This window comes from Demequina salsinemoris, from assembly GCF_000974805.1.
Classification (GTDB): Bacteria; Actinomycetota; Actinomycetes; order Actinomycetales; family Demequinaceae; genus Demequina; species Demequina salsinemoris.
On the sequence record NZ_BBQZ01000008.1, the window covers coordinates 71,891 to 84,571 of the forward strand.

Below are 12,681 nucleotides of genomic sequence, written 5' to 3' on the forward strand. Positions count from 1 at the left end.
GGGACGATGCGCGCCTTCGTGATCACGGCGCCGGGCCGAGGCGAGGTGCAGGAGGTCGCCACGCCCGTCGCGGAGCCGGGGACGGTCGTCGTCCGGGTGGCCCGCGTAGGCGTGTGCGGCACCGACAGCGAGTTCTTCTCGGGGCACATGGCATACCTGGACTCCGGTCACGCAAGGTACCCGATCCGGATCGGCCACGAGTGGTGCGGCGAGGTGACTCAGATCGGTGCCGGGGTCGAGGAGACGTGGCTGGGTCGGCGCGTCACAGGTGACACCATGCTTGGCTGCCGCGAGTGCGCGCGGTGCCGCTCGGGGCGGCAGCACCTGTGCGAGCGACGCAGTGAGATCGGTATCCGCAACGGCTGGCCCGGCGCGCTCGCGGAGTACCTCATGGTTCCCGAGACGAGCCTGGTCCCGCTGTCGGATGCGGTCGACGACACTCTCGGCGCACTGGTGGAGCCGGGCGGCAACGCGCTCCGCTCCGTCCGGGGCGCGAACCTGAGCCCGGGCTCGAGACTGCTCGTCATCGGCGCGGGCGCGATCGGGCTTCTCGTCGGCCAGATGGCGCGCGCCGAGCTCGCCGAGGTGCACTTCCTCGCACGCTCCGAGCGATCGGCCGCCTTCGCACGAAGCCTGGGCTTCGCGCACGTGTTCCATGCGGACGCCCTCGCGGAGCAGCCTCTCTTCGACGCCGTGGTCGACGCGTCCAACGACGCAGGTGCGCCCGCATTGGCCGCAAGCCTCGTCGAGCCAGGAGGCAGGCTGGTGTTCGTGGGCCTGGCAGGCACACCGAGCGTGTTGGACACGCGCACCATCGCGCTCAACGACGTGACGGCTGTGGGGGTGCTGTCGGCTTCGGGAGGGCTCGAGGGCACTGCGGATCTCTACGCCTCCGGCGCGGTCGACCCGCGTCCGCTCGTGGCGGCCACGGTGGGACTTGACGACGTCGCGGCCGTGCTCCACGGGGAGCGGCCCGACGGCGCGGGCGCTGGACCGAAGATCCACGTCGACCCGCAACGGCTGTAGAAGCAGGGGCTCCGACGCGACCGGTGGCACGATGAACGTGTCCCCGCCTTCGCGTAGAAGCACGCAAGGAATTGGATGACGTATGACCACGCTACGAAGCGATGCCTGGTACTCGGGTGATGACAGGAACGCCTACATCCATCGTGCCTGGATGCGGCGTGGAGTGCCCTCCAGCGCGTTCGAGGGCCGCCCGCAGATCGCGATCGCGAACACCGCGTCCGACCTGACGCCGTGCAACATGCATCTCACCGAGGTCGCGAAGTCGGTGCGCGATGGCGTCTACGAGGCGGGCGGCATTCCGTTGGAGCTCCCCGTGGTCTCCCTGGGCGAGACGCAGGTCCGTCCTACCGCGATGCTGTGGCGCAACATGGCTGCGATGGCGACCGAGGAGATGCTGCGCGCCAATCCGATCGACGGTGTCGTGCTGCTCGGGGGCTGCGACAAGACGATCCCGTCGCTGCTCATGGCGGCCGCCTCCGTCGACATTCCTGCGGTCGTGATCCCCGGCGGCCCGATGCTCACAGGCACGTTCCGTGGGCGGCCGCTCGGCTGTGGCACTGATGTGTGGAGGCTCTCCGAAGAGGTCCGTGCTGGCACGCTGAGCCAGGAGGACTTCGTGACGAGCGAGTCCGCCACCATCCGCAGCAAGGGCCATTGCAACACGATGGGCACCGCCTCGACCATGGGCCTGCTCGCGGAGGCGCTCGGCATGGTGATCCCTGGCACGGCTGGGACCCCCGCGCCTGACGCTCGCCTCCTCGAGGCCTCCCATGCGGCGGGTGGGTTGGCTGTCGATCTCGTCGCGTCCGCGCGTCGGCCAAGCGAGGTCCTCACGAAGGCCTCGTTCCACAACGCGATCGTCGCGCTCGGCGCGATCGGCGGCTCGACGAACGCGGTCGTGCACCTGCTTGCGATCGCTGGGCGGCTCGGCATCGACCTCACGCTCGAAGACTTCGACCGCATCGGCTCGCGCGTCCCGCTGCTGGTGGACCTGGCGCCGGCGGGGCGGTTCCTGATGGACGACCTGTACCGCGCGGGCGGGCTGCTTGCGGTGCTCCGCGAGGTGCGCGACCTGCTCGATCCGTCGGCGATGACCGTGACGGGCCGACCGCTCGTCGACTACCTCGACGACGCGGCGATCTGGGACGAGGAGGTCATCCGCAGGCGTGAGGCGCCTCTCCTCGACGAGGGCGGCGTCGCGGTGCTGCGAGGCAATCTCGCACCCGCCGGCGCGGTGATCAAGCCCGCCGCAGCGTCTCCCCATCTACTCAAGCACCGTGGAAGAGCGGTCGTGTTCGAGTCCATCGAGGACTTTCACGCCAGGGTCGACGATCCCGATCTGGACATCGACGCCGAGTCTGTGATGGTGCTGAGGGGCTGCGGTCCGAAGGGCTACCCGGGTATGCCCGAGGTCTCCAACATGCCCCTGCCGAAGAAGCTTCTCGCCGCCGGAGTGCGCGATGTCGTGAGGGTCTGCGATGGGCGCATGAGCGGCACCGCGTACGGCACCGTGATCCTGCACGTCGCCCCCGAGGCGGCTGCCGGCGGGCCGCTGGCGCTCGTGCGCGATGGCGATTGGATCGAACTGGATGTCGAGGCGCGCACGCTGACACTCGACGTTCCGGAGGCTGAGCTCGAGGCGCGCCCGTCGAGCCCGGAGGCGGCGGCCGCGTATGCGGCGCCTCGGCGAGGCTGGGAACGTCTGTACGTGGACCACGTCCTGCAGGCCGACACCGGAGCGGATCTCGACTTCCTGGTCGGCTCGAGCGGATCGGAGGTCTCCCGTGAGTCCCACTGAGGGCGCGGTCGACGTGCAGATCCTCGCCGATGTCAGCTGCGCGCTCGGCGAGGGGCCGGTCTGGGACGCGCCGAACGGGCGGGTGCTGTGGGTGGACATCGACCGCGGTCATCTCTGGACGGCCGCATTCGAGGGGGGAGTCGCCGGGGCCCCGGTGCGTGCGGTCGAGGTCGCGGGGACTCTGGGCGCCGCCGCGCCTGCTGCTGACGGCGGGCTGCTGCTCGCCCGGGCGAAGCATCTCGAGCACCGCACCTCGGATGGCACGGTGAGGGGTGCTGTCGAGGTGATCCCCGCGCGTACACCGAGCCGCCTGAACGATGGCTGCTGCGATCCGGCGGGTCGGTTCGTGGTGGGAAGCCTCGCCCTCGACGGGGAGCCAGGGCAGGAGTGCTTCTGGCGGCTCGAGCCCGACGGCAGCCTCACGGTGCTCGACGACGACGTGTCCCTCGCCAACGGGATCGCCTGGAGCCCGGACGGCGGCACGATGTACACGGTCGACACCTTCAGGAACTGCGTCTACGCGCGAGACTACGACGCGGCGACGGGGCGAACCGGGGCCCGACACGTGGTCGTGTCCACGCCGGACGCGCTTCCTGACGGCCTCGCGGTCGACGTTGAGGGCCACTTCTGGGTGGCGTTCTGGGGGGCAGGCGAGCTGAGACGGTTCGATCCGACGGGCCGCCAGGTCGACACGCTCCGCACCGGGGCGCCCCTGACCACCAGCTGCGCCTTCGCCGGCGATGCGATGCAGACGCTTGTGGTGACGACAGCCGGCAAGCGGGTGTCGGGACACGAGCACTCGGAGCATGCGGGAGCAGTGCTCAGCGCCGCCGTCGACGTGCCCGGCGCGAGCGTCGCGCAGTGGGAGCCCGTCGCTCTCGACGGATGAGCGCGGCGCCGCGGACGGCCGTCGCGCGGCAGAGAAGGACGACGAGAGGAGACATCGATGGGACCGAATCACGGGATCGTCGCGCGCAACGCTGAGGCGCTGCGCGCAGCCTGGGATCTCGAGGCGGCGTACGGGATCTGGAGTTCCATTCCGGACCTGTCGGTCGCGGAGCTGGTCGCGGGACTGCCGTATGACTATGTGTGCATCGACCTGCAGCACGGGGTGGCTACCTTCTCGGAGCTGCCGGGCATGCTGCAGGCGATGCGGGCTGCGGGCCGTGCCCCCGTCGTCCGCGTGCCGTGGAACGAGCCGGCGTCGATCATGCGCGCGCTCGACACTGGTGCCGTCGGGGTGGTCGTGCCCATGGTCAACAGCGCGGAGGAGGCGGCCGCGGCCGTCTCTGCGTGCCGCTTCCCGTCGACAGGCAAGCGCAGCTGGGGCCCCATGTGGGGCTACGTGCGCTCGGATGGCGCGCTGCCCCCTGCGGAGCAGGACGCCCAGGCACTGTGCCTCGTGATGATCGAGACCGCGAACGGTGTCGACGCGCTCGAGGAGATCGTCGCGACGCCCGGACTCGACGGCGTCTACATCGGGCCCAACGACCTCGCGCTTGCGTGCGGCTACGGCCGCAGCACGTACCGCGAGGACCCCGATCTAGAGGCATTGATCCAGCGCATCGTGACCGCCTGCCGCGAAGCGGGAATCGCCGCTGGTCTTCACTGCTCAGATCCCGAGATGGCCCAGCATTGGGCCGAGCGTGGCGCGACGATGCTCACGATCGCGCAGGACACGGGCCTTCTCATGGACGCGGGCATCGAGGCGCTCCTGCAGGTGCGCGGCGGAGGCACCGACGCGGCGGAGCCGGCGCGACCCTACTGAGGTTGGTGAGGGAGCTCAGTCCTCGTCGGGCTCGACGGCGCGCCTGGCCGCGCGATACATCCACGCGCCGACGCACACGCTCGCCGCGACGACGACCAGGGTGAGGAGCACGGACTTCTGCGCCGCATCGTCCCTGAGGGCGACGGGCTTGTGGAAGCGCAGCATGCCCCAGCCGTTGTCGATCGCGGCGCGGCGCAGCGCGCGGTCGGGGTTGACCGCGAAGCCATGGCCGACCGCGGAGAGCATCGGAACGTCGGTGATCGAGTCCGAGTACGCGTAACTGCCGGGCAGGTGGTATCCGCGCCGATCCGCGAGCTCCTTGATCGCGTCCGCCTTCGCCTGCCCGTACATGTAGCTCGTGATGCCGCCCGTGTACTTGCCGTCGGCCACCTCGAGCGTCGAGGCGAGGATCCCGTCGGCGCCGAGCAGGTCGGCGATGGGCTGCACCACGTCCTCGACGGACGCGCTCACGATGATGACGTCGCGGCCGTTGAGCTGATGGCGGCGGATGAGGTCGAGCGCCTCGGCGTAGACCACCGGGTCGATGTGCGCGTGGACGGTCTCCTCGACGATGCTGCGGACCTTTGCGACCTCCCACCCGGCGATGAGCTCGCTCAGCGCGTCGCGCAGACGGCTGGTCTGACGCTCGTCGGCGCCGCCGATCTGGAACAGCAGCTGCGCGTAGGCGGCTCTCACGGCATCGGTCCTGGTGAGGAGGCCCTCGGACAGGAATGACCGGCCGAACGCTGACGACGAGCTTGTCGCGATGATCGTCTTGTCCAGGTCGAAGAACGCGGCCGTGCGCACGGGCGTCCGCGGTGCGTGCTTGGAGCGGTATCTACCGGCCATGGGAAGCCTCCTTCGATGCACACAGCGTATCCGGGACGGAGGCGAACGGGCCCGACCGGCGGGGTGTCCACATCCCTCCGGGCGGGCCCGCCCACGAATAAGCGTACGGGCAGGGTCCGATGGGTGGCGAGAGCCTTGGTCCCGGTGGCCTCGCAGGGGGCGCAGTCCCCGGGCGTCGTCCACCGGACGATGCCGAGGCCGGGTTCTCCACCGATCATTCCTGGACGATGCATTGCCCGGGCGTGGTCGGGAAGCCTTGCCTCGTGCCCGCCGTTCCCGATCCCTCGTTGCCGGACGACTCGCCCGGCTGGGCGGGCGCTCTTGGGCCGCTGCTCGCGCTTCCCGGGGTGACGGACGTGCTCGTCAACGGGCCCGCCGATGTGTGGGTGGATCGCGGCGAGGGCCTCGAGCGCGCGGACCTCGGGATACGGGCCGGCCTCGCGACGCCCCGGGCGGTCCGGGATCTCGCGGTGCGGCTCGCGTCGCTCGCGGGACGGCGCCTGGACGATGCGGCGCCGTGCGTGGACGGGCGGCTGCCGGACGGGTCGCGCCTCCACGCAGTGCTTCCTCCCGTCGCGGACGGCTGCGCGGCGCTGTCGATCCGGCGCCTGCGAGCGGGAGCGCTCGACCCCCGCGAGCTGATCGCGACCGGCATGGTCTCCGACTCCGGCATGGCAGAGTTGAGAGCCCTCGTGCGAGCGCGGGCGTCGCTGCTCATCTCAGGGGCCACGGGTTCGGGCAAGACGACCCTGCTGACCGCGCTGCTGTCGCTCGCGGCCCCGACCGAGCGCATCGTCGTGATCGAGGAGGCGGGCGAGGTCGCTCCGGACCATCCCCACGTGGTGCGGCTCGTCGAGAGGCGGGCCAACGTCGATGGTGCGGGAGCCGTGCCGCTGTCCGCCCTCGTGCGCGAGGCGCTCAGGATGCGACCCGATCGCGTGGTCCTCGGCGAGTGCCGCGGGGCCGAGCTGCGCGAGGTCCTGCTCGCCTTCAACACCGGGCATCGCGGCGGGCTCGTGACCATGCACGCCAACTCCGCCGCGGACGTGCCCGCGCGCCTCACCGCGCTGGGCGCGCTCGCGGGCATGGGGGCCGACGCCGTCGCCCTTCACGCCGCCGCGGCCTTCGATGCGGTGATCCACCTGGAGAGAGGCAAGGACGGGGTGCGGCGGGTGGTCGAGGTGACGCGGCTCGTGCTCGACGACGGGCGGCTCGTCGTGGGGACCGCCTCCGTGCGCGAGCCGGCGCGCGAGCGTGGTCCCGCCGCGACCCCCGGGGGCGGGGCGTGAGGCGGCGCGGCGCGCCTCCGCCGTGGAGCGTGGCGGCACCGGTCCAGGCGAGCGCGCCCGCGCTCGCGACCGCGGCCGGCCTGCTGCGGGCGGGTGCGCCCCCGGCGACCGCCTGGGCCGCGGCCGGGCTCGGCGCACCTGGACCCGACGGGGTGCCGGGAGGCGCAAGCCGCGAGCTCGCGGCCGCGGCGCTCCTGGCCCACACCGCCGGCTGCCCGCTCGCTCCCACGGTCGAGGCGCTCGCCGAGCGGCTCGCCGACTCCGAGGATGCGGTCGCCCGAGCGGAGGCCGGGGCCGCCGGGGCTCGGCTCTCGGCGCGGATCCTCGGGTTCCTGCCGGTCGTGGGTGTGGTGTTCGCAGCGATCATCGACCCCGGGGCCGTGGGGTGGCTCGTTGGCGGCCCCTTCGGGCTGTCATGCCTGGCCGGGGGGCTCTTGCTGACGCTCACCGGGCGGCGGTGGCTGACCGTGATGGTGCGGCGAGCGACCTCACCGCCCACGCCCGAGGACGCGGCGGTGCCGTTCGCCCTCATGCTCACGGAGGTCGCCGTCGGCGCTGGGGTGGACGTCCGCGGGGCGCTCGCGGGCGTGGGTGGCGCGCTCGAGTCCATGGCTCCCGAGGCGTCCGCGGCGTTGCTCGATGCCGCCGACCGGCTCGCCGACGGCGAGCGGTGGGATGACGCGTGGGAGGGCGCGCCCGAGCGGCTCGAACCGCTGCGCGAGGCCCTGCGCTGGTGCTGGGTCGCGGGCGGATCGCCCGGGCCCGCGCTGCGGTCGGCCCGGGTCGCGCTCGAGCGATCCGAGGCGTCGGCACGCGAGGGACGCGTGGCGGAGCTCGGCGTGAAGGTCGCGCTGCCGTTGTCGCTGTGCCTCCTGCCCGCCTTCGTGCTCGTCGGTGTCGTGCCGATGCTCGCGGCGGTCGCGTCCGGGGCGGGGCTCGGCTGATGAGAAGCGCGAGCCCGCGTGGTCCGCTCGCCAGTGCGTCGTGCGGTCTCCACAGGCCTCGCGCGACGCGTGCGCATCCACCGATTCTCATCTCGCCAGGGTTGGCCCCCGCGCGTCGGGCGAGTCTGGAGGCGCCAACAGAGAGGAGCCGACATGGCTGGCGACGAAGTGCAGGCGGGAGCCCCGGAACAGGCGTCCGAGGAGTCGACGGGAGGGCGGTGGAGAGACGACGGCATGGCCACCGTCGAGTACGCGATGGTGACGGTCGCCGCGGCGGCCTTCGCGGGCGTGCTCGCGGTGCTCGTGAGGTCCGACGAGGTGCGCGAACTGCTCGCCGGTGTCATCAGGGGAGCGTTCGGGGGGTGAGGGGTTCCCGTCGCGACGACGGGTCGGCGGCCGTCGAGCTGGCGGCCGCCATGCCCGCCGTCGTCATGCTGCTCGGCGCGGTCGCGTCCGCCGGGGTCTGGGGAGCCAGCCAGGTGGCGGCGCAGCAGGCCGCGGGAGCGGCCGCCCGCGCGGTGCTCGTGGGCGACGCGGGTCAGGCGGCGACCGAGGCGGCCGGTGCGGTCGGTGGTGGCGCATCGGTCTCGGTCTCCGACAGCGGCGGTCGCGTGGTCATCACGGTGACCGTCCCTGCGGGAGGCTGGCTGCCCGACGCTGTCGCGAGCGTGACCCTTACGGACGCGCCGTGAGCGGGAGGACGCCGCGCGATGAGGGCTCCGCGGTGCCGCTCGTCGTCGGGCTGGTCGCGGTGGGTGTCGCGCTCGCGCTCGCCGTCGCGGGCCTCGCGGGGGAGGCGGCGCGCGACGCTCGCGCGCAGTCCATCGCCGATGTCATCGCGCTCAAGGGTGCCTTCGCTGAACGCCGAGAGGGGAGCGGATGCGCGGTCGCTGGCGAGGCGGCGGCGGCGAACGGCGCGCACCTGATCGGGTGCAGCGCCGACGCGGACGGGGACGTGACCGTCACGGTTGAGCTCGACGCGGGGCTGCTCGGGGTGCGCGCGGTCTCGCGCGCGGGTCCCGCCTTCGCCCCCTGAAGCGCCTCGTGCCTCCCTCAGCGCGAGGCGAGCCGCGCCCGCCTGGGCGCATGAGCCCGAGCATCGTCCATCTCGCAGGCGACCAGGGCCGACGGCCCGGCACCCGGCGACGCGTTGCTCTAGGCTCGCGAGGGTGACCACCTCAGAGCATCCGAGCCCGCGTCAGCTCGCGGCCCTGTCCGGGCCCGCCCTCCTGGTGGGCGTGCTGTCCGGCCTGCTCCTCGCGGGTATCGACATCGTCGCCGAGGAGTTCGAGCATGTGTTCTGGGACCTCATCCCGTCCGCGCTCGGCGTCGCCGAGGACGCCCGTTGGTGGGCCCTCGTCGTGCTCACGGTCATCGGCGCGGCCGTCGGGCTCCTCATCTGGAAGATTCCCGGCAACGGAGGTCACGACTCCGCGACCGTCGAGCTGTTCGCCCCCGTCCTGCGGCTGAGCGCCCTGCCCGGCGTCGCGATCGTGCTGATCCTCGGGCTCGCCGGCGGCGTGAGCCTCGGCCCCGAGAGTCCGATCATCGCGATCGACGTCGCCCTGACGGTATGGCTGCTCGGCAAGATCGCGCCGAGGATCGGACCGCAGGGCGCGTTCATGCTCGCCGCCGCGGGCATGCTCGGCGCGATGTTCGGCACGCCCGTGGCCGCCGCATTGCTCATGACCGAGCTCGTCGCGGCAGCCAAGCGCGGGGGACTGCTGTGGGACCGCCTCTTCGGGCCGCTGATCGCGGCGGGCGCGGCGACGATCACAATGCAGCTGCTGCACGCGCAGTCCTTCCACCTCGGTCTGCCGCATTACACCGACCCGACGCTGATCGATCTCGTCACGGCCTCGGCGGTCGCGCTGATCGCCGCGTTCTTCGGGCTCGCGGCCTCGATCGCGATGCCCCCGCTTCACGCCCTGTTCCGCAGGCTCAAGCACCCCGTCGCGTACGCGACCGTCGGCGGCGTGGTCCTCGGGCTCCTCGGCTGGCTCGGCGGGCCGCTCACCCTGTTCAAGGGGGCGGCGGAGACCGGCGAGCTGATCACGCGGATCGACGAGTTCAGCGCCTGGCAGCTGCTCGGCCTCGCCCTGATCAAGACGGTCGCGCTCGTCGTCGCGGCCGCGGCCGGCTTCCGCGGCGGCCGCATCTTCCCGGCAGTGTTCATCGGCTCGGCGGCGGGACTCTTCGGCTACGCGCTCATGCCCGACATGCCCATCTCGCTCGCGGTCGCCGCGGGCGTGCTCGGCGCCGTGCTCGCGATCGGACGCAACGGCTGGCTCGCGCTGTTCATGGCCGCGATCTTCGCGGGCTCGATGGCGGTGGTCTCGGTCCTCACGATCGCCCTGCTGCCCGTATGGCTGCTCGTCGCGCGCGCGCCCGAGATGCTCGTCGGTCACGGCGAGCCCGAGTCGATGGACGAACGCGACGCGTCGTACATGAACCCCGAGGAGCAGGCCTCCGCTGAGGCGGATCCCGCACGCGGCTAGCCGCGCGAGCCTCAGACCTTCAGCGCGTCGTGACCTGGACCTCACCGAGCGAGGTCCACACCGTCAGCTCGAGCCAGTCGTAGTCGTACTCGCTGGCGTCGGGCCCGACCGCATCGGCGGAGCCGACGCTCACCCCCGCGTCGGAGTCCGAGCCGCCTCCCGAGCCGCTATCCGTGGAATCCTCGGACCACGTCTCCTCGACCATGTCTTCGACGGCGGGCTCGTCGTAGCCGTACGAAGTCCCGGAGTCCAGGTAGATCGAGCGCTGGTCGAGCACCGTGTAGGTGCCCGCGCGCAGCGCCGACGTGTAGTCGCAGGTGTCGACGTCGCGCCACAGGTAGTCGCCATCCACGGAAGCGCCCGCCTCCAGGTACTCGCTGGAGTACACGGGCATGATCTCGATGGACGATGCGGTGTCGCCCGACTCGGTCGCCACTGCCGCCTCCTCGGCGTCCGTCGCGGCCATCCACGTCTCGTCGTACCGGTTGACGTCCGCGGGGTAGGCCTGCGCGACGACGCGGCCGTCCTGCACGAGCAGCAGGTTCGGCTGCGCGTCCGACCAGTACGGCAGCGTCCAGTCGGAGACGTTCGTCACCTGAGCCGAGACCTCGGGGTTGCCCTCGACGACCCACCCGTAACTGACCTCGACGGGCGATGGCATCGAGACGCTCACGTCGAGCAGGTCGATCTCGGCCGACTTCGCGGGGAAGGTCGACTCCTCGCCGTCGTACGAGCAGCCGTACCAGGAGCGTTCCCACAAGGTGCTGTCGGAGTCCTCGCTGTCGCTGGTCAGGACGACGCGCTGGGTCCCGGCCGCCATGTCCCACGCCCCGGCGAGACCGTCCTCGTAGAGCGACCGCGCGGTGTCGGGGGTGAGCAGGTCGTCGTAGGCCACGCTCGGCTCGACGGTCGGGTCGCCGGTGCCGAGGTAGTCGGCGAAGGGCTCGGCGACCGCGTCGCCCGCGATCGTGAACGCCATCGCGTCGGACACGACGCGGAAGCCCTGGTCGGCGGCGATCCCGCTCGAGGCCGTGGCGTCGTCGGAGGTCGCCGCGTCGTCGGGCTCGAGCGTGGGCTCGACCGGGTCGGTCGAGGCGCCCTCCTCGGAGTCCTTCTCGTTAGGATCCGTCTCCCCAGGGACGATGCTCGTGTCGGGCGAGGTCGTCGCCGTCGCCTCGGGCGTCGCTGACCCGCTCGCCGAGAGGTCCGGCTCGGGAACGGGCCCGGTGGCCCAGTACTCCTGGGCGAGCACCACCTCGTAGTCGCCGGCCGGCAGCGGCTCGCCGTCCCAGCAGTTCACGAGCGCGACCGACGCCGAGTCGGTCGTCGACTCGCCCGCGGCGAGCTCGATGACCACCAGGTCGGAGGTGAACGCATCGTCGGGGCCGGGGTAGGTGCCGACGACGATCCCGTCCCACAGCACGTAGGCGTAGGTGAGCGGCCGCCCCGTCTGGAGCGACACGTCCTCGAGCGCGGTGGTGGTGGCCTCGAACCCGAGCGAGCCTCCCGACTCGCCCGCGTCGGATGCCAGGGAGCCGGACAGCGACACCGTCGGCGTCCCGTACTCGAGCCCGTCAAGCGTCGATCCGCACCCGCCCACGGCGAGCATCGTCCCGGAGGCGTCCGACTCCGCGAGCGACTCGTCGCCGGCGATCGCGGAATCTGCCGACGCGGCCGTGTCGGCCGCGCCCGAGGACGCCATCCCTCCCAGGTGAGGCGCGATCTGCACAGCACCCAACCCCAGCAGCCCGACGCCGAGGACGGCCGCGGCCGTGAAACCCGAGGTCCGCATCGTCCTGCGTCGCTGCACCCGTCGCGCGGCCTCGACCGCCGAGACGTGCAAGCCATCCACGGGGGCGTCGTCAGCCGCGCCGTGCAAGGAATCCGAAAGCCTCATGATCAGCTCCTTCCCGACCGGCCGGAGACCACGACGGTCTCGCTCGGCCGTTCCGCATCGTCGAGAGCCCCCAACGTTCCTTCCAGATGGTCCAGGCCATCGCTGAGGTACCGCTTCACGGTCCCCTCCGCGATCCCGAGCTCGGCCGCGATGGCCGGCACGGTGAGGTCGTCGAAGTACCTCAGGACCACGCACGCCCGCACCCGTGGTGGAAGGGAGCGGATCGCCACGTCCACCTCCGCCCCGACATCGATGGGGGCGAACTCGTCCTCCCCGACCTCGTCCGACTGGAAGAGGTGGCGGACCTTCTGCCACCGCTGGCCCCGTCGGTACTGGTCGATGAAGACCGTGGTGATGGCGCGTCGTACGTATCCCTCGGCCTTCTCGATCTCCAGGCCCGGCCGAGGCTTGGAGAACGTCTTGACCAAGGCGTCCTGCACGAGGTCCTGCGACTGCACGGGATCGCCGCAGACCAGGTAGGCGTAGCCCAACAGGGCGCGCTCGCGCTCGCGCACGAGCTGCTCCATCGTGCTCCGCCAGTCGGTCATCGTCGATCCCCTCGCATGGCTGTCGGAAGGTGCTCTCGCAATGGTGACGCGTCCCGGGCCGAAA

The 12,681-nt window shown here is 72.0% G+C and carries 13 protein-coding genes; 10 read left to right on the forward strand and 3 right to left on the reverse strand.

The genetic code is table 11. The features are described from left to right. Window positions 1–6: 6 nt before the first annotated feature. From AOP78_RS13650 to AOP78_RS13665, 4 genes are all read left to right on the forward strand, one after another. Window positions 7–1,026 carry a zinc-dependent alcohol dehydrogenase gene (locus AOP78_RS13650; protein WP_062205908.1) on the forward strand — a complete coding sequence of 340 codons (1,020 nt, stop codon included), beginning with the start codon at window positions 7–9 and terminating at the stop codon, window positions 1,024–1,026. Between the two features lie 82 nt (window positions 1,027–1,108). Continuing rightward, window positions 1,109–2,824 carry an IlvD/Edd family dehydratase gene (locus tag AOP78_RS13655; RefSeq protein WP_062205910.1) on the forward strand — a complete coding sequence of 572 codons (1,716 nt, stop codon included), beginning with the start codon at window positions 1,109–1,111 and terminating at the stop codon, window positions 2,822–2,824. Further along, the gene (locus tag AOP78_RS13660) at window positions 2,811–3,713 is read left to right on the forward strand and encodes an SMP-30/gluconolactonase/LRE family protein (RefSeq protein ID WP_062205913.1); all 903 of its coding nucleotides are present in this window, start codon (window positions 2,811–2,813) and stop codon (window positions 3,711–3,713) included. The genes AOP78_RS13655 and AOP78_RS13660 overlap by 14 nt, the downstream gene beginning before the upstream one ends. Before the next feature lie 57 nt (window positions 3,714–3,770). Next, window positions 3,771–4,592, forward strand: coding sequence for an HpcH/HpaI aldolase family protein (locus AOP78_RS13665; RefSeq protein ID WP_062205916.1), 822 nt, complete (start codon window positions 3,771–3,773; stop codon window positions 4,590–4,592). Window positions 4,593–4,607: 15 nt separating this feature from the next. Here the strand turns inward: AOP78_RS13665 and AOP78_RS13670 are convergent, their stop codons facing one another. Then, window positions 4,608–5,441: an HAD family hydrolase gene (locus AOP78_RS13670; RefSeq protein WP_062205919.1), complete on the reverse strand. Its 834-nt coding sequence runs from the start codon at window positions 5,439–5,441 to the stop codon at window positions 4,608–4,610. Window positions 5,442–5,704: 263 nt separating this feature from the next. Here AOP78_RS13670 and AOP78_RS13675 point away from each other — a divergent pair, with 263 nt between their 5' ends. The 6 genes from AOP78_RS13675 (at window position 5,705) to AOP78_RS13700 (ending at window position 10,172) form a co-directional block, all read left to right on the forward strand. Continuing rightward, on the forward strand, window positions 5,705–6,730 hold the full coding sequence (locus tag AOP78_RS13675) for a TadA family conjugal transfer-associated ATPase (protein WP_062205923.1): 1,026 nt from the start codon (window positions 5,705–5,707) through the stop codon (window positions 6,728–6,730). 29 nt (window positions 6,731–6,759) lie between these two features. Beyond that, the gene (locus tag AOP78_RS13680) at window positions 6,760–7,674 is read left to right on the forward strand and encodes a type II secretion system F family protein (RefSeq protein ID WP_062205926.1); all 915 of its coding nucleotides are present in this window, start codon (window positions 6,760–6,762) and stop codon (window positions 7,672–7,674) included. 153 nt (window positions 7,675–7,827) lie between these two features. Further along, on the forward strand, window positions 7,828–8,040 hold the full coding sequence (locus tag AOP78_RS13685; protein WP_062205929.1) for a DUF4244 domain-containing protein: 213 nt from the start codon (window positions 7,828–7,830) through the stop codon (window positions 8,038–8,040). Next, window positions 8,037–8,366 (forward strand): TadE/TadG family type IV pilus assembly protein, encoded by a 330-nt coding sequence (locus tag AOP78_RS13690; protein ID WP_062205933.1) that lies wholly within the window; start codon window positions 8,037–8,039, stop codon window positions 8,364–8,366. Before AOP78_RS13685 ends, AOP78_RS13690 begins: the two co-directional genes overlap by 4 nt. Next, entirely contained in the window at window positions 8,363–8,710 is a 348-nt protein-coding gene (locus AOP78_RS13695) for an Rv3654c family TadE-like protein (RefSeq protein WP_062205936.1), read from the forward strand. The genes AOP78_RS13690 and AOP78_RS13695 overlap by 4 nt, the downstream gene beginning before the upstream one ends. Before the next feature lie 133 nt (window positions 8,711–8,843). Beyond that, a complete protein-coding gene (locus AOP78_RS13700; RefSeq protein ID WP_083980208.1) occupies window positions 8,844–10,172 on the forward strand; it encodes an ion channel protein in 1,329 nt (442 codons plus the stop codon). 19 nt (window positions 10,173–10,191) lie between these two features. Here AOP78_RS13700 and AOP78_RS13705 read toward each other — a convergent pair whose 3' ends face one another. After that, window positions 10,192–12,069 carry a hypothetical protein gene (locus tag AOP78_RS13705; protein ID WP_062205939.1) on the reverse strand — a complete coding sequence of 626 codons (1,878 nt, stop codon included), beginning with the start codon at window positions 12,067–12,069 and terminating at the stop codon, window positions 10,192–10,194. A gap of 2 nt (window positions 12,070–12,071) precedes the next feature. Then, window positions 12,072–12,617, reverse strand: coding sequence for an RNA polymerase sigma factor (locus tag AOP78_RS13710; RefSeq protein ID WP_062205942.1), 546 nt, complete (start codon window positions 12,615–12,617; stop codon window positions 12,072–12,074). Between the last annotated feature and the right edge of the window lie 64 nt (window positions 12,618–12,681).